The organism is Candidatus Pelagibacter sp. HIMB1485 (assembly GCF_052048055.1).
Taxonomy (GTDB): domain Bacteria; phylum Pseudomonadota; class Alphaproteobacteria; order Pelagibacterales; family Pelagibacteraceae; genus Pelagibacter.
In genome coordinates this window covers 664,687-680,807 of sequence record NZ_JBNAIN010000002.1, presented here as the reverse complement: position 1 = coordinate 680,807, position 16,121 = coordinate 664,687, and the positions used below count along the sequence as shown (strand labels likewise).

Here is a 16,121-nt window from a genome sequence, read left to right as displayed (position 1 = left end):
TTAGTAAAACTTTAATATGTTGTTTATATCCATTCTATCAGAATTTGAATAAAGAACTTTACCATCTACAACATTTTTCTTTTTAAAAACCTCAATTATTGTATTTTTAGATGTAAATTTAGCTTTTTGGCCTGTTGAGGGATCAACAACCATCATAATTGTATCTTTTGCAGCTTTAAATGGTCTAGCCTCAGACTTTTTAACAGAATTTTTTATAAAATTTTTAAATATAGGTAGAGCCGTTTTTGATCCTGTTTCAAATTTACCAAGTGGTGTTGGACTATCCATTCCTACATAAACACCTACTAAAAAGTTTGATGTAAAACCAATGAACCAAGTATCAGTATTATTATTCGTGGTTCCAGTTTTTCCTGCTATATTTAATTTTAAATCTCTTAATTTTTTTGCAGTTCCTCTTTGAACCACCCCTTCAAGAATTGACGTCATTTGATATGCTGTCTCTTCAGAAAAAATTTGTATAAATTTATTTTTTAACTCAGGATAATCATCACTAAGATAGGATATTGCATCACAATTTATACAGGATCTCTTATCATTATTATAAATAGTGTTTCCCTCACTATCTTGTATCCTATCAATCAAAACAGGTTCAACAAGTTTTCCTCCATTAACAAAAACAGAATAAGCAGATGTAAGCTGTAACAGAGTAGTTTCAGCAGAACCCAAGGAAATTGATAATAGTTCCTCTGGATTTTCGTAGATTGAAAGTTTTTTAGAATAGTCGATAATTTTATCTAACCCTAAATCTTGAGCTATTCTAACTGTCATTAGATTTCTTGATTTCTCTAATCCAGTTCTAATGGTGGATGGACCATAAAATTTTTTTCCATAATTTTCTGGTTTCCACAACTTTAAATCATCCCCTTGATCTAAAACTAAGGGTGCATCCAAAACTAATGATGTAGGTGTATAATTATTTTCTAAAGCAAGAGCATAAACAAATGGTTTAAATGCAGAACCTGGTTGTCTTTTAGCTTGTGTAGCTCTATTAAACTCACTTTTTTTAAAACTAAAACCACCATTAAGGGACAAAACTCTTCCTGTATAAGGATCCATTACAACAATTCCTCCATTTATTTTTGGTAATTGTTGTAAACTGTATTTTTTATCTTTTATTTTCTTCACATAAATTATGTCACCAATTTTTAACAACTGGTTAAACTCTTTTTTTGTCCAAGAAATATCTTTATATTCAATAACACCATCATCTTTATCAATCGTTTCTACAATTGCTGAAAATTTATTTAATTTTTTTACAATTGCTAATTTCCAATTAATTGATTTTTCAAGTTTGTATTTATCTAAATCTTTATACCAGTCCGAATTGTAAGGTTTGTTAATTAGTGCTCCCCTCCAACCTTTTCTTTGATCATAGGAAATTAATCCAGATCTTAGAGAATTAGTTGCTAATTTTTGTAAATCTAAATCTATTGGAGTATTGATATTTAGACCTTGTTTATAAACTTTATCGTAAGTCAAACTTTCTATGACATTTTTTCTGACGTCTTCAATATAATATTGTGCATCTTCTAAGTATATTTTTTGTTTTTTCTTTAATTTAATTTCTTGATTACTTAATTTTTCTAACCACTCAGATGTAATATAATTATTTTCATATAAATTTTTTAAAACTAAATTTCTTCTAAATTTTGCTAAATCTTTATCTTTATAAGGATTGTATTTACTAGGCGCTTTAGGTAAAGCAGCTAACAATGCAGCTTCTGAATAATTAAGTTCTCTTATAGATTTATCAAAATATTCTAAGCTTGCAGCAGCTACACCATAGGCTCCACTACCAAGATAAATTTGATTTAAATAAAGTTCTAATATCCTTTCTTTAGATAATGCTCTTTCAATCCTAAATGCTAAAATTGCCTCTTTTATCTTTCTATTTAGACTTACTTCATTTGTTAATAAAAAATTCTTTGCTACTTGTTGAGTAATAGTTGAAGCACCTTCCAATCTTTTAGAGGCCATTATATTTGAAATATTGTTGATGACTGCTCTAAGAACACCTTTTGCATCTACACCGGGATGAGAGAAAAAATTTTTATCTTCTGCAGATAAAAATGAGTTAATTACATTTTTTGGTATAGCATTGTAAGGAACAAAAACTCTTTTTTCTTTTGAAAAATCTGCAACCAATTCTCCATTTCTTGAATAAACTTTACTTGAAACTGGTGGCTTATAACTCTTAAGAAATTTATAATCTGGAATATCGTTGGAGTATTTCCATAAAATACTAAATATTAAAATACCCAATAATATTAAAATAGTTGAAGAAAATAACAGAATATTTTTGAATAATTTACTCATTTTATTTCCATTATATCTTGGAATTTGTTAAAGATAAGGCATCAGAGATAAACAAAATTTATTACAAAGAAAATTAATGAACTTAACAATCAACAAATTATGGAAAAAAATTTATATATCGATGCATCGCATCCAAATGAAACTAGAGTTGTACTTAAATCAGGCGAAAATATTGAAGACTACGAGTACGAAGGTTTAAAAAACAATTTAATAAAAAATAATATATATTTAGGTAAGGTAAGCAGGATTGAACCTTCGCTCCAGGCAGCCTTTGTTGACTTTGGAAGAGAAAGACATGGATTTTTATCATTTAATGATATTCAGTCAGATTACTATCAAATACCAAAAGCGGACCTAGAAAAAATAAAAGAAGAGGAAGAAAAAGCAAGAGAGGAACTTTCAAAACAAGTTGAAGCAAAAGAAGAAGAAAATATTGCTGAGGGTAAACTTGAAATAGATGATCCAATAGAGGAAAAAGTTGAAGATGTAGAATCTGGTAAAGAAGAAGTAGAGACAAAAGAAAATTTAGATACAGAGGAAAAAACTGAAAAAAAACCTGAAAAAAGATTCAAATTTAAAAGATACAAAATTCAAGAGGTCATTAAACCTAATCAGGTAATTCTTGTCCAAGTCATCAAAGATGAGAGGGGTCAAAAAGGTGCTGCACTAAGTACATTTATTTCAATCGCAGGAAAATACATAGTGTTAATGCCAAACACACCTAAAGGTGGTGGAATTTCTAGAAAAATATTTAATCCTGCTGATAGAAAAAAAATTAGAACTATTTTAAATGAAATTGAAATTCCTAAAGAGATGGGTTTAATTGTAAGAACAGCAGGAAGCAACAAAACAAAAAATGAAATCAATAGTGACTTAACAACTCTTATTAATACTTGGGGACAGATAAAAGATAATGCAATTAATTCTATAGCTCCGTCCTTAATCCATCAAGAAAGTGAAATAATTAAAAGAACTTTAAGAGATATGTATGATGATAGTACTAACCAAATTATTGTTGAAGGAAACGAAGGTTATAAAAAAGCCCAATCTTTTATGAAAACAATGATGCCATCAAGTGTAAAAAAAGTTAAAAAATACAGAGGAAGAACACCACTATTTATTGAGGAAAATATTGAACAAAAATTAAATCAAATTTTTGATTCAGAAATTAAACTCAAATCTGGAGGATATTTAGTTATTAATCCTACGGAAGCACTTGTATCGATAGATATTAACTCTGGTAGCTCAATTAAAGGTAAAAATGTTGAGAGCACAGCCTTAGACACAAACATTGAAGCAGCGGAAGAAATTGCGAGACAAATAAAAATAAGAGATTTATCAGGATTAATAATTATAGACTTCATTGATATGCTTAGTTTTGGCAACCGACGCTTAGTAGAGAGAAAGCTTAAGGAAAAATGTCGATCTGATAGAGCAAGAATTCAAATTGGAAGAATAAGTAATTTTGGCCTTTTAGAAATGTCTAGACAAAGATTGAGGGAAAGTGCTGTTAAATGGAAGGTAACTTTAACAGACGAGTCTTTTGCTCAAAAATTATTAAAAATTGTTGAATTAAAGGCTGTAACTAATAAAGCAAAATTTGTTGAAGTAAAAGTCTGTGAAAAAATTTCAGATTTTCTAAAAGAAAATTTTGTTAATGATTTAACTTACTTTGAAAAAAAGAATAAAATGAAAATTGATATAATCAGTGACAATACTCTGATAATTCCAGAATATATTATCAACATTCAGAACAAATCCAAAAAAACTATTGAACTTGTTGAGCATTATGAAAAATTAAAAAACTTAGAAACTCAAAATAAAGAAGATAAGATTTCTCAAAAAAAAGAAGTTAAGAAAATTAAAAAAAATTATAAAAAAAAAAAATTTTTTAAAAAGGCTAAATAATACCCTTAAGAGGAGAAGAAGGATTTCCCATCAAAGTTTTATCTATTCTTCCTGAGTTGTATGATTGTCTTCCAGCAATAACAGCATTTTTAAATGCTAGAGCCATATCAAATGGTTTTTTTGCTTTCGCGATTGCCGTATTTACCAAAACTCCATCGCAACCTAGCTCCATTGCAATTGTAGCATCTGAAGCTTGTCCAAGACCTGCATCAATTATCAATGGAAGTTTTGTTTGTTTCCTGATTATTTGAATATTAATTTTATTTTGTATTCCTAAACCTGATCCAATTGGTGCTGCTAGTGGCATTATCGCAGCAGCTCCAACATTTTCTAATCTTTTTGCCATTAATGGATCATCGTTACAATAAACCATAACTTTAAACCCCTCTTTGGTAAGAACTTCGGTAGATTTCAAAGTTTCAATCATATCTGGAAATAAATTTTCCTTATCTCCTAAAACTTCTAATTTAACTAATTTCCACCCACCTATTTCTCTTGCTAACCTCAAAGTTCTAAGGGCTTCTTTAGAATTAAAACAACCTGCTGTATTAGGTAAATAGGTAATCTTTTTTGGATCTATATAATCCATCAACAAGGGTTTGTTTTTATCAGAAATATTTACTCTTCTAACTGCAACAGTTACGATCTCTGCTCCTGACAATTTGATAGCTTTTGCACATTCAGACATCGTTTTATACTTTCCAGTACCAACAATTAATCTAGATTTAAATTTTTTTTTAGCAATGATGAGATTATCTTTTTTCATGTTATCCTCCTCCTATAAAATGAACAATCTCAATTTTGTCGTTTTGTTTTAATTTAATTTTGTTAACATTTTTTTTATCTATTATTTCTTCATTAAGTTCAATTGCTACTTTTTTCATAGGAATTTTAAGGTGTTTTATTAAATCTGAAAGTTTATACGTTTCAGAAATTGATCTGTTTTTACCATTTACTTTGATTTTTATTTTTTTCATCGTATATAAAAGCTGAATGAATAATAAAATAATTATTATTAACGGTCCAAATCTTAATCTATTAGGTGAAAGAGAACAATCACAATATGGATCAGGTAACTATGAACAACTCAAAGAAAATTGTTTAAAAAAATCAAAAGAAATTGGGTTAGACTGTGAGTTTATTCAATCAAATTTGGAGGGAGATTTAGTAAATATAATTCAAGATGCAAGAAAAAATTATGACGGAATGATCATTAATGCTGCTGCATTTACACATACTTCAGTTGCAATAAGAGATGCTCTTGAATTGTTCAAGAAACCAATAATTGAAATGCATATATCAAACATATATAAAAGAGAAGAATTTAGACATAAATCACTTATTAGTGGAGTTGCAACAGGTGGGATTTTTGGATTAGGCACTGAGGGATATATTTTGGCCATAATTTCATTACAAGAGCTTTTACAAAAATGAAAATAGATAAAAACATAATCAAAGAACTTAGTAATTATTTAGATGAGTTTAATTTAACTGAAATAGAAATTACTGAAAAAGATACTAAAATTAAAGTTTCAAAAAATAACGTATCAATTAGCAACCAAACAATTCCAGCATCTGTAAACAATACAAATTTAACTGCTTCTTCCCAATCTATTGAAAGTGTTAAATCTGGTACAGAAATTACTTCTCCAATAATTGGAACCGCTTATCATGCGCCAGAACCCGGGGCAAAAAAATTTGTTGAAGTTGGTAAAAAAATTAAAAAAGGTGACACAATAATGATTGTTGAAGCAATGAAGACTATGAATCACGTCCCTTCCACTCATGATGGTGTTGTAAAAGAGATTTGTGTTGATGATGGTCAGCCAGTTGAGTTTGGTCAAACAATTCTTATTTTAGAATAATTAATGTTCAAAAAAATTTTAATTGCAAATCGTGGAGAAATTGCAGTTAGAATTATAAGAGCATGTAAAGAATGGGGTATTGCAACCGTAGCAGTCCATTCAGATGTTGATAGAGAAAGCATGCATGTAAGAATGGCAGATGAAAGTGTCTGCATAGGTTCTCATCAACCAGCAAACAGTTATTTGAATATTCCCGCATTAATGTCTGCGATAGAACTGACTAATGCAGATGCTGTTCATCCAGGATATGGTTTTTTATCTGAAAATGCTAACTTTGCTAAAATTTTAGAGGAAAATAAAATTAAATTTATTGGTGCATCTTCTAAACACATCGAAATGATGGGAGATAAAATTCAAGCTAAAAGAATAGCTAAAGAAAATGGTTTACCTGTTATTGAAGGATCTGAAGGTGGTGTTAGGGATATTAATGAAGCAAAAGACCTTTGTAAAAAAATTGGTTTTCCTGTTCTGATTAAAGCCTCAGGTGGAGGTGGTGGAAAAGGTATGAAAATAGTACATAAAGAGGAAGAATTTGAAACTTTATTTTCCACAGCCAAATCAGAAGCACAAAAATACTTTGGTAACGACGAAGTGTATATTGAGAAATTCTTTCAAAATCCTAGACACATAGAAGTTCAAATACTCGCAGGAAAAAATAGAGTTGTGCATTTGCATGAAAGGGATTGCTCTGTTCAAAGAAGACATCAAAAACTTATTGAAGAAACTCCTAGTCCTGTTTTGAATGATGAAATTAGAAAAGATCTTTTTGAAAAAACTGTAAAAATGGTCTCTAAAATTGGGTACATGGGGGCTGGTACAGTCGAGTTTATCTATGAAGATGGAAAGTTTTACTTTCTTGAAATGAATACAAGAGTTCAAGTAGAACACCCTGTTACAGAAATGGTGACAGGAGTAGATATTATCAAAGAACAAATTTGGATAGCATTTTCTGAGGAAACAGCATTAAAACAAAGCGATATTAACCCAAGAGGTCATGCTATTGAATGCAGAATAAACGCTGAAGATGCCAGTAAAAATTTTCAACCTTCTCCAGGAGTTATAAGCATGTGCCACCAGCCATCAGGATTTAGAACAAGAGTAGACGGAGCTATATTTCAAGGTTACAAAGTTACTCCTTATTATGACAGTATGGTTTGTAAGTTAATTTGTCATGGACGAAATAGAACAGAAGCTATTCAAAGAATGAATAGATCTTTGGATGAATTTGTTATTGAAGGTATTACAACTACTATTCCACTTCACAAAAAATTGTTAAATCATAAAAAATTTATCAATTCAGATTTTAATGTGAGCTGGCTAGATAAAGATACTATAGTTTAATAACATTTTATTAGCCACACATCATAAATTGGATGATCAAATGGAGTTATTGAAGGGCTTGAAGAAAACATCCATCCATTAAATACAAAAACTTCATCATTGTTTTGATTTGATAAATCTCTGACTTGTATATAAGCAGTAATTTCTGGACTATCATCAAATTCAGAATTTTTACATTTTAAACTCTGAATTGATAAGTCTTTAAATTTTAGTAATTGACCATTTTTAAGTTTTAATGAAGTATTTTTAGAACTAATTTTATCTAAAATTTTAATTTCAGTAAAAGAACCTTCGAGTTGACTATTGGAATGTGAAATAGATGTAAATAGAAAAAAGAAGATTAGTAAGTAAAGAAAAAAACTATTCTTTCCAACTAGTATATTTTTTTTTAACACCATCTTTATTTTTATTTGGATAATACGCTTCTTCGGTACCAGTTAAATTGGATTGATGAGGTTTTTGCCATTCATATTTTTCTAGCTCATGTTTTTTTTCTATTTTATTAGGTGTAAAATGCATCCATGAGTACCACTCAACTGGAATTTTTGATGCATCAATAACATCAGAATATATTACCCATCTTTTTCCTTTTTTATCTTCATAATATTTGTTTCCAAACTGATCTGTACCAGCAAGTTTTCCAAAAAAAATTGTTTTTAATCTTGTCCCAAAAGTATCTTGATTCCACCAAGTGAAAATTTTTTTTAAAAGTGTCAACATGTTATTTTATTTTTTATTTCAATTAAAAATTGTAAAAATTAAATTAGACTAAAATTTGAATAAGTATATAAATTAAAAGAATCTATTTTCAAACTAATTTTAAACTGAGGTGAAATGGCAAAATATCTTGTAGAAACTTATTACACTTGTACCTTTAAGGTGAATCATTACTTAGACGACATAAATGAAACAGAGCTTAAAAATCTAGAAAAAAGAGACGATGGTAAATTCGAAGTTTTAGATGTCAAATTAGACAATAGAAAAACTAAAAGTTTAGATCCAAATAACAAAAAAGTAGTTGAAAATAAAAAAATTGAAATAGTTTCAAAAAGTGCAAGTGAAAATTCTATAAGTAAAGAAACCGTCGTTCAAAACTTAAACAAGTCCTCAGAAAAAGGTGGTAAAAGATTTAGTATGCCTGACAGACGAAAAGGCTATATTCAAAAAGCTACAATTGGAGATCATAAAGTTTATCTTCATACAGGTGAATATGAAGATGGAAAAATTGGAGAAATATTTATCGACACAAGTAAAGAAGGAGAACTAGTTAAGGCATTAATGAATAACTTTGCAATAGCAGTATCTTTAGGCCTTCAATACGGAGTACCATTAGATGAATTTATAAGTGCATTCGTGGGAACAAAATTTGAACCATCAGGTAAAGTACATGGAAATGATAGAATATTGAGCGCTACCTCTATTTTAGATTATATTTTTAGAGAGTTAGCTATATCTTACCAAAATAGAGAAGATCTTGCACATACTCCTGCAATTGGTGGAAACGATACGAATGATCAAGAAAATGAAGATCAAAATCAATTATTAAAAATTGTTAAGGATATTACTAGCAAAGGATTTGTAAGAAATAACTATAAAAAAAATCTAGTTGATTTATCTGATGTTAAAATAAGTCTTAAAGGTAAAAAATAATTTTATTTTTTATTTTTTAAAGACAAGTTCAATTCTTTTAACTGTTCAGGATTAACTTCAGATGGAGCATTCATCATCAAATCCTGTGCATTTTGGTTCATTGGAAACATTGTTACTTCTCTAATATTTTTTTCATTAGCTAACAGCATAACAATTCTATCGATTCCAGGAGCAATACCCCCGTGAGGTGGAGCGCCATAACTTAATGCATTTATCATACCACTAAATTTTTCATCTACTTGCTGCTTATCATAACCAGCAATTGAGAATAACTTATACATAAGTTCAGGTTTATGATTTCTTATAGCGCCAGAGGATAATTCAATACCATTACAAACAATATCGTATTGATAAGCCAATAGTTCTAGAGGATTTTCAAGTTCTTTTTCTGTCAAATCACCTTGCGGCATAGAAAATGGATTATGACTAAATTCAATTTTATTGGTTACTTCATCTCTTTCAAACATTGGATAATCAACTATCCAGCAAAACGCGAAAATATCTTCATTAATTAAATCTAAATCTTCTGCAATTTTATTTCTTGCCTGAGAAGTTATTTTTTCTAATTCATTTTGTTTGCCACAAGCTAGAAAAATACTGTCCCCTACTTCTGCATTAGTTAATTTCATTATTTCTAGCAATGCTTCTTTGGTGAAAAATTTTCCTATAGGTCCTTTACCAGATAACTCAGTATCTTTTTCAAATGTAAAATAAGCCAGACCTGATGCTCCTTGTTCTTTGGCCCATTTATCAATATTATCAAAAAAGCTTCTTGGTTTGTCTTTTGTGTTTTTTGTTATTATGCATCTTACTCTTGAACCAGATTTTACTAACTTTTTAAATATTTCAAAAGATACATCTTCTCTTGTAAATATTTCAGTAATATCATTTATTATAAGTGGATTTCTTAAATCAGGTTTATCACTTCCATACTTTAACATTGCTTCTTTATAAGAAATTCTTGGAAACTTATCGTTTAATAATTTTTTATTCGAAAATGTTTTAAAAGTATTAACCATTAATTTTTCAACAACATTAAAAACATCTTCTTGTTCTACAAAAGACATTTCCAAATCTAGTTGATAAAATTCACCTGGGCTTCTGTCTGCTCTTGCATCCTCATCTCTAAAGCAAGGGGCTATTTGAAAATACCTATCAAAACCAGATACCATAATTAGTTGTTTAAATTGTTGTGGCGCTTGAGGTAACGCATAAAACTTCCCTGGATTTAATCTACTTGGAACTAAAAAATCTCTAGCACCTTCAGGACTAGAGGATGTTAGTATTGGTGTTTGGAATTCCAAAAAACCTAATTTATTCATTTCATTTCTAATGTGTGAAATAACTTTTGATCTTAAGATTATATTTTCATGTATTTTTTTTCTTCTTAAATCCAAAAATCTATATTTTAATCTTATTTCTTCAGCATATTCTTGATCACTGAAAACTGGCATTGGCAATTCTTTGCAAGAACCTAGTTCTTCGTAAGTATCAATTGTTACTTCAATTTCACCTGTACCTATTTCTTTGTTAATTGTATCTTGAGATCGAGCTACAACCTTACCTTCTATTTTAACTACAGTTTCTAATTGAGTTTTTTCTAAGTTTGTAAAACTTTTGTTATCTTTATTAATAATACATTGTGTTACACCATAATTATCTCTTAAATCTATGAATAATAAATTGCCATGATCTCGTTTTTTATTGATCCAGCCTGAAAGAAATACTTTTTTATCAACGTCTTCTTTTCTTAATTCGTTACAAGTATGTGTTCTATATTTGCTCAATTAATCTCCTAAAGCTTCTTTAATAATTTTAAAATCGATTGGTTTTTTCTTTTTTAAACTAATTTCGTCGATCTTATATATGAATTCAGATATTTTGCTATAGGATCTATCTATTCTTTTTATAATGAAATCTATTAATTTCTTATTTATTGATATCTGACGATCAGAAAGATTTTTTAATATTAAAGCGTATAATAAATCATCCTCTGGTTTATCAATCTTTGATAAAATAAAATTTTTAGCTCGAGAATTTAAATCATTTAATTCAAAAGTGTAATCAACTATGGGTTTGGTTGAAGTAACAATTAAGTATTTGTTGTCTTGCTCAATATTGTTCAAAAAAGTAAATAATAATTTTTCGTCAATATTTTTATTTAAATCTTCAATAACTATATTTTCATAGATTTTAATTTTTTTTAAATATTCATTGTTAATATCAGCTGCGTTTATTTTAATACCTTTAAATTTATGTAAAAAAATATTAATTAAATGAGATTTTCCAGAAAATTTTTCGCCAATTAAATTAATAAAATTTTTTTCCCATTTAGGCCAACTATTCAATAATAAAAATGAAAATTCATTAGATTTTGATACATAAAAATCCTGATCCTGAAAGTTTTGTTCATAATCAAATTTTAAGATTTCTTGATTTAAAGATTTCATTCTAATACCCAAATTTTATTTTTGATTTCAAAAAAATAATCATAATCTTTCATCACATTTAAGAACTGATCTCGGGTACCATTAAATATTACTTTATAAATGTTTTCTTTATTATCAAATTTAAATATATTGAATTTATTAACCAATTCTATACTTGAAAGTGTTTCTTCAAACTGATCAATTTTAATTATATTGCTATTATCAACTGATATAGTCAGATCCAATTTAATTGATGTATTTATTATGTTTTTTAATTTCCAATAATCTTCAAAAACTGTTTTTTGTTTATCTATGAATTTTTTTAAATCATCTAAATTTTCTAAATTTATATTTTTGAATTTAAAATTTTTTAAATTTTGGTTCTTGTTAAATACTATTTGATTAAGTACTCGGATTTCTTGATTATTTTTAAAAACAATCATAATAATAAAATCTTCAAAATTATATTTTTTTGAAATTTCACCAAAATCAAAATCTTCTAAATTGTTAATATTTTTTTTAATTAAATTATAATCATCGATATCCTCGTTTGGTAAAATATAATTTAGTTGATGGTATTTTTCTTTTTTAAAATTCCAATTTTTAAATAATTGACTTTCTGAAAAAAGAAATATTTCATTTTTTTCTTCATCTACTTCTATTGGAAAAAAAATTAAATCTTTTTTAATAATAGATGAAGGAAATACATTTTTTTTTTGTAATAATTCAAAAAAACTTTTTTTATTAAATTCTACATTTAAAGTAAGATTATATATTTCATCAATAAAACTTTCTTCAACGATCGAAAATGTTTCAACTAAACTTTTAACTTCTTTGGTTGAAGAATTTTGAAGTTTTTTTTGATCTTTACTTTGAGCAATCGTGAAGATAAGTTCCTCATATGCTTCAACAAAACCTCGATTTATTATCTTATTTTTGTCAAATGAGGCATTAAATGGAGATGAAATTTCAATTTCTTTTATAGAAAATGTTTTTGCAACACTAATTTCTGTGGAAAAAAAAATATTTAATAAAGCAAGAAATAGAAAAAGATTATATAAACTTCTCTGTTTAATTAATTTTGAAAAACACCTCATATAATATTGTAATGAATAATAAAAATTTTACCTATAAAAAAAGTGGTGTTAACATTAAAGCTGCTGATAAGTTTGTAAATTTCATTTCATCAGTATCATCAAAAAAAAGGGGCAAAAAAAAGTTTTCTAATATTGGGGGCTTTGGTTCTATTTCAAATATCCCAAGCAACATAAAGCAACCTCAAATAGTTGCTTGCACAGATGGCGTTGGTACTAAAATTGAAATAGCTAATTCTTTAAATAAATTTGATACAATTGGTATTGATCTTGTAGCAATGAGTGTGAATGATTTAATTGTTCAAGGTGCAAAACCGTTGCTTTTTTTAGATTACATTTCAATAAATAAGATTGATTTAATTAAACTTAAATCGATCATTAAAGGAATAGTTAAGGGCTGTAAACTATCAGATTGTGAACTTGTAGGTGGAGAAACAGCAGAGATGCCTGGCACTTATTCAAAAGGTAAATTTGATATAGCTGGTTTTGCTGTTGGTATTGTTGGTAAAAATAAAATCTTAAATAAAAATAAAATCAAAAAAAATAATTTAATATTAGCAATTCCATCTAGCGGATTACATTCAAATGGTTTCTCACTTGTAAGGTATTTAATAAATAAAAAAAAAATTAATATAAATAAAAATAAATTTTTAAAATCAGAACTTTTGAAACCAACAAAAATATATGTGAAAGAAATAATCAACATAATTTCAAAAAATCTTATTAATGGTTGTGCAAATATTACAGGGGGAGGACTTGCGGATAATATCAAAAGAGTTATTCCTGATAACATGGTAGCAGATATTGATTTAAACAAAATTAAAACTTTAAAAATATTTAATTGGCTTAAAAAAAATGGAATATCAGAAAATGAAATGTTAAAAACATTTAACTGCGGTGTTGGTTTTTGTTTAATTATCAACAAAAAAAACTTAAAAAAAGTTCAAAGTTATTTTCCTAAAGATTACAAACCATATGTAATTGGAAAAATTATTAATGGTAAAAATAAAGTGAAATTAAATGGTTCTATCAATTGGAACAAATAAAATAAAAACTGCAATATTTATCTCTGGAACAGGTAGTAATTTAAAATCACTAATTAAGTTTTCTAAATTAAAGAAATCACCTATTTCTATAAATCTAATAATTACTAATAATAAGTTAGCCAAAGGTTTAAAATATGGAACTATTTTTAAAATTCAAAAAAAAATAATTAGTTTCAAAAATAAAGATATTGCTGAAAAAAAAATACTTAAAGAACTTAAAAAAAATAAAATTGAATTAATTTGTCTTGCAGGATTTATGAAAATTCTTTCAAAAAATTTTATTAAAAAATTTAAAGGAAAAATTTTAAATATTCATCCTTCCCTATTACCAAAATACAAAGGTTTAAATACTCATCAAAGAGCTATAGAAAATAAAGATAAATACGCAGGATGCACTGTACATTTAGTTAATTCAAAATTAGATTCTGGAAAAATAATTCTTCAAACAAAGGTAAATATTTTAAAAAAAGACACTCCAGATACTCTTGCTAAAAGAATTTTAGCTCAAGAGCATAAATTATATCCAAAAGCTATTTTGAAAATCTTTAGTCTTTAAAAAAGAAATCAATTTCAATTTTAGCATTTTCAACACTGTCAGACCCATGAACAGAGTTTTTATCAATTGAAATCCCATATTTCTTTCTAATTGTGCCCTCTTCAGCATCTTTAGGATTTGTTGCACCCATCAATTCTCTATTTCCTAAAACAGCGTTTTCTTTTTCAAGCACCATTACTACTATAGGACCTGAAGATAGGTATTCACATAAATCGTTGTAAAATGGCTTTGTTTCATGAACTTTATAAAAATTTTCTGCCTCAGATTTTTCAATTTTAATTTTTTTTTCTTTTAAAATTAAAAAACCATTATTTTTAAACATTTCTTTAATTTCATTCTCAAGATTTCTTTCAACTGCATCAGGTTTTATAATTGATAAAGTTTGTTCGATATTACTCATATTTATCCTCTATTAGTTTATTTAATAATCTTACTCCATAACCTGTAGCTCCACCTGAGTTTAATGCACCTCCATATTTAGAGAAAGCCATACCTGCTATATCTAAGTGAGCCCATGGTGTTTTATTTAAAATAAATCTTTGTAAAAATTGGGCTGCAGTTGTTGAACCTGCTCCACCCACATAATTAATATTTTGCATATCTGCATTTTTTGAATCAATTAATTTATCAAAGTTTTTATTTAGAGGCATTCTCCAAACTTTTTCTTCAACTTTCTCTCCTGCTTCAATTAATTCATTTGATAATTTATCATTATTTGAAAATAAACCTGCATATTCTGATCCAAGTGAAACAATAATTGCACCTGTAAGGGTAGCTAAATCAATTATAAATTTAGGTTTAAATTTCTTCTCAGTATAAGTAAGCGCATCAGCAAGAACAAGTCTACCTTCTGCATCTGTGTTCAAAATTTCGACTGTTTTCCCACTATAAGATTTTACTATATCTCCTGGTCTTTGAGCATTTCCACCTGGCATATTTTCTACTAAGCCAACAACACCTACAGCATTTACTTTTGCTTTTCTTAAAGCTAAACTTTTCATTAAACCAACAACAACAGCTGAACCAGCCATATCATAAGTCATGTCTTCCATAAACTTTGCAGGCTTCAAAGATATCCCACCAGTGTCAAAACAAACTCCCTTACCTACAAAAGCCAGGGGCTTAGAATTATTTTTTAATCCTTTCCACTCCATTGTCACTAAGTAAGAACCTCTAATACTTCCTTGACCAACACCAAGCAGAGTATTCATGCCTAATTTTTTTAATTTTTTTTCATCATAAACAGTAACTTTTAATCCATATTTTTTTAATAAACCTAACCTTTTTGCATATTCATCTGGATGCAAGATATTACCAGGTTCTGAAACTAAATCTCTGGTATAGAAAGTTCCCTCTTCTATAGCTTTAAATTTATTTTGATCTTTAGATAATGGAATATTTTTTCCAAAAACATTTATTAAGATATTTATTTTATTTTTTTTTGTTTTGTATTTTTCAAATATGTAAGATTTAAGTTTTAGCCCATGTAAAAAATAACCTAAAAAGTTTTTTAATTTTATTGGAACTGCATCTGAAATAATGTGAAATTCTTTATTTTTAATATCCTTTATATAATTAAAAAAATCAGCTCCTAAATTTTCAATTTTAGAATTTTTGATATTTTTTTTTATAGATATCAAAAAAATTTTTTTCTTTGAGCTAAGGTCAAAACTTATTATTTTTTTTTTTAAATTTTGAGATTTTAATATATTATTAATAAATTCATTTTCTGATTTGGTAAAATGTATTTTTAACCCTGATAAGCTATGTTTTTCATCAACAAAAAATATCAAATTTCCTACTTTGGATTTTAATGAATTATTTTTATAATTGATTACAACATTCATAAATTTTAAATACACTCTAAAAGCGATGGATGCTATATAAGAATAAAA

The 16,121-nt window shown here is 27.4% G+C and carries 17 protein-coding genes; 7 read left to right on the top strand and 10 right to left on the bottom strand.

Translation table 11 applies throughout. The features are described 5' to 3' along the window. Positions 1–2,337: a penicillin-binding protein 1A gene (locus ACTTA4_RS05975; RefSeq protein ID WP_440633949.1), complete on the bottom strand. Its 2,337-nt coding sequence runs from the start codon at positions 2,335–2,337 to the stop codon at positions 1–3. A 99-nt stretch (positions 2,338–2,436) separates the two neighbouring features. Between ACTTA4_RS05975 and ACTTA4_RS05970 the strand changes: the two genes are divergently transcribed. Continuing rightward, on the top strand, positions 2,437–4,245 hold the full coding sequence (locus ACTTA4_RS05970; RefSeq protein ID WP_440633948.1) for an Rne/Rng family ribonuclease: 1,809 nt from the start codon (positions 2,437–2,439) through the stop codon (positions 4,243–4,245). On the opposite strand, the gene ACTTA4_RS05965 is transcribed toward ACTTA4_RS05970, so the two are convergent. After that, on the bottom strand, positions 4,238–5,011 hold the full coding sequence (locus tag ACTTA4_RS05965; RefSeq protein WP_440614625.1) for a thiazole synthase: 774 nt from the start codon (positions 5,009–5,011) through the stop codon (positions 4,238–4,240). The two genes, ACTTA4_RS05970 and ACTTA4_RS05965, sit on opposite strands and share 8 nt — an antisense overlap. A 1-nt stretch (position 5,012) precedes the next feature. Further along, positions 5,013–5,222, bottom strand: coding sequence for a sulfur carrier protein ThiS (gene thiS / locus ACTTA4_RS05960; RefSeq protein WP_075506542.1), 210 nt, complete (start codon positions 5,220–5,222; stop codon positions 5,013–5,015). A 16-nt stretch (positions 5,223–5,238) separates the two neighbouring features. On the opposite strand from thiS, the gene aroQ reads away from it, so the two are divergent. From aroQ to accC, 3 genes are read left to right on the top strand one after another with little or no spacing between them, the layout of a single operon-like run. Continuing rightward, positions 5,239–5,679 carry a type II 3-dehydroquinate dehydratase gene (gene aroQ / locus ACTTA4_RS05955; RefSeq protein ID WP_440633947.1) on the top strand — a complete coding sequence of 147 codons (441 nt, stop codon included), beginning with the start codon at positions 5,239–5,241 and terminating at the stop codon, positions 5,677–5,679. Beyond that, complete coding sequence (locus ACTTA4_RS05950; protein WP_440633946.1) at positions 5,676–6,110, top strand: acetyl-CoA carboxylase biotin carboxyl carrier protein; 435 nt, start codon at positions 5,676–5,678, stop codon at positions 6,108–6,110. Before aroQ ends, ACTTA4_RS05950 begins: the two co-directional genes overlap by 4 nt. Positions 6,111–6,113: 3 nt before the next feature. Further along, complete coding sequence (accC, locus tag ACTTA4_RS05945) at positions 6,114–7,451, top strand: acetyl-CoA carboxylase biotin carboxylase subunit (RefSeq protein WP_075506549.1); 1,338 nt, start codon at positions 6,114–6,116, stop codon at positions 7,449–7,451. Here the strand turns inward: accC and ACTTA4_RS05940 are convergent. Both ACTTA4_RS05940 and ACTTA4_RS05935 read right to left on the bottom strand, forming a co-directional pair. Then, positions 7,448–7,849 (bottom strand): DUF2155 domain-containing protein, encoded by a 402-nt coding sequence (locus tag ACTTA4_RS05940; RefSeq protein WP_440633945.1) that lies wholly within the window; start codon positions 7,847–7,849, stop codon positions 7,448–7,450. The genes accC and ACTTA4_RS05940 overlap by 4 nt on opposite strands. Next, on the bottom strand, positions 7,812–8,171 hold the full coding sequence (locus ACTTA4_RS05935; RefSeq protein WP_440633944.1) for an NADH-ubiquinone oxidoreductase subunit NDUFA12 family protein: 360 nt from the start codon (positions 8,169–8,171) through the stop codon (positions 7,812–7,814). The genes ACTTA4_RS05940 and ACTTA4_RS05935 overlap by 38 nt, the downstream gene beginning before the upstream one ends. Positions 8,172–8,285: 114 nt before the next feature. On the opposite strand from ACTTA4_RS05935, the gene ACTTA4_RS05930 reads away from it, so the two are divergent. Continuing rightward, positions 8,286–9,101, top strand: coding sequence for a TSCPD domain-containing protein (locus tag ACTTA4_RS05930; protein ID WP_440618658.1), 816 nt, complete (start codon positions 8,286–8,288; stop codon positions 9,099–9,101). Positions 9,102–9,103: 2 nt separating this feature from the next. Here the strand turns inward: ACTTA4_RS05930 and aspS are convergent, their stop codons facing one another. Genes aspS through ACTTA4_RS05915 form a run of 3 tightly spaced genes read right to left on the bottom strand, consistent with a single transcriptional unit; the run spans position 9,104 to position 12,627 of the window. Beyond that, positions 9,104–10,888, bottom strand: coding sequence for an aspartate--tRNA ligase (gene aspS / locus ACTTA4_RS05925; protein ID WP_440633943.1), 1,785 nt, complete (start codon positions 10,886–10,888; stop codon positions 9,104–9,106). Further along, complete coding sequence (locus ACTTA4_RS05920; protein ID WP_440633942.1) at positions 10,889–11,551, bottom strand: DNA replication protein; 663 nt, start codon at positions 11,549–11,551, stop codon at positions 10,889–10,891. Further along, on the bottom strand, positions 11,548–12,627 hold the full coding sequence (locus tag ACTTA4_RS05915; protein ID WP_440633941.1) for a hypothetical protein: 1,080 nt from the start codon (positions 12,625–12,627) through the stop codon (positions 11,548–11,550). The genes ACTTA4_RS05920 and ACTTA4_RS05915 overlap by 4 nt, the downstream gene beginning before the upstream one ends. An 11-nt stretch (positions 12,628–12,638) precedes the next feature. Between ACTTA4_RS05915 and purM the strand changes: the two genes are divergently transcribed. Together purM and purN are read left to right on the top strand one after the other, a co-directional pair. Then, the gene (gene purM / locus ACTTA4_RS05910; RefSeq protein WP_440633940.1) at positions 12,639–13,670 is read left to right on the top strand and encodes a phosphoribosylformylglycinamidine cyclo-ligase; all 1,032 of its coding nucleotides are present in this window, start codon (positions 12,639–12,641) and stop codon (positions 13,668–13,670) included. Continuing rightward, positions 13,645–14,226, top strand: coding sequence for a phosphoribosylglycinamide formyltransferase (purN, locus tag ACTTA4_RS05905; protein ID WP_440633939.1), 582 nt, complete (start codon positions 13,645–13,647; stop codon positions 14,224–14,226). The genes purM and purN overlap by 26 nt, the downstream gene beginning before the upstream one ends. Here purN and ndk read toward each other — a convergent pair. Further along, a complete protein-coding gene (ndk, locus tag ACTTA4_RS05900; protein ID WP_440634182.1) occupies positions 14,216–14,617 on the bottom strand; it encodes a nucleoside-diphosphate kinase in 402 nt (133 codons plus the stop codon). The genes purN and ndk overlap by 11 nt on opposite strands. A gap of 1 nt (position 14,618) precedes the next feature. Then, a complete protein-coding gene (locus ACTTA4_RS05895) occupies positions 14,619–16,073 on the bottom strand; it encodes a leucyl aminopeptidase (protein WP_440633938.1) in 1,455 nt (484 codons plus the stop codon). Positions 16,074–16,121 lie beyond the last annotated feature (48 nt).

Coding starts and splice junctions, on each gene's coding strand:
- ACTTA4_RS05935 (WP_440633944.1), bottom strand. CDS start 8,171: ATGTTGACACTTTTAAAAAAAATTTTCACTTGGTGGAATCAAGATACT.
- ACTTA4_RS05940 (WP_440633945.1), bottom strand. CDS start 7,849: ATGGTGTTAAAAAAAAATATACTAGTTGGAAAGAATAGTTTTTTTCTT.
- ACTTA4_RS05915 (WP_440633941.1), bottom strand. CDS start 12,627: ATGAGGTGTTTTTCAAAATTAATTAAACAGAGAAGTTTATATAATCTT.
- ACTTA4_RS05920 (WP_440633942.1), bottom strand. CDS start 11,551: ATGAAATCTTTAAATCAAGAAATCTTAAAATTTGATTATGAACAAAAC.
- ACTTA4_RS05975 (WP_440633949.1), bottom strand. CDS start 2,337: ATGAGTAAATTATTCAAAAATATTCTGTTATTTTCTTCAACTATTTTA.
- purM (WP_440633940.1), top strand. CDS start 12,639: ATGAATAATAAAAATTTTACCTATAAAAAAAGTGGTGTTAACATTAAA.
- purN (WP_440633939.1), top strand. CDS start 13,645: ATGGTTCTATCAATTGGAACAAATAAAATAAAAACTGCAATATTTATC.
- thiS (WP_075506542.1), bottom strand. CDS start 5,222: ATGAAAAAAATAAAAATCAAAGTAAATGGTAAAAACAGATCAATTTCT.
- ACTTA4_RS05970 (WP_440633948.1), top strand. CDS start 2,437: ATGGAAAAAAATTTATATATCGATGCATCGCATCCAAATGAAACTAGA.
- ACTTA4_RS05965 (WP_440614625.1), bottom strand. CDS start 5,011: ATGAAAAAAGATAATCTCATCATTGCTAAAAAAAAATTTAAATCTAGA.
- ACTTA4_RS05950 (WP_440633946.1), top strand. CDS start 5,676: ATGAAAATAGATAAAAACATAATCAAAGAACTTAGTAATTATTTAGAT.
- ACTTA4_RS05930 (WP_440618658.1), top strand. CDS start 8,286: ATGGCAAAATATCTTGTAGAAACTTATTACACTTGTACCTTTAAGGTG.
- aroQ (WP_440633947.1), top strand. CDS start 5,239: ATGAATAATAAAATAATTATTATTAACGGTCCAAATCTTAATCTATTA.
- ACTTA4_RS05895 (WP_440633938.1), bottom strand. CDS start 16,073: ATGAATGTTGTAATCAATTATAAAAATAATTCATTAAAATCCAAAGTA.
- accC (WP_075506549.1), top strand. CDS start 6,114: ATGTTCAAAAAAATTTTAATTGCAAATCGTGGAGAAATTGCAGTTAGA.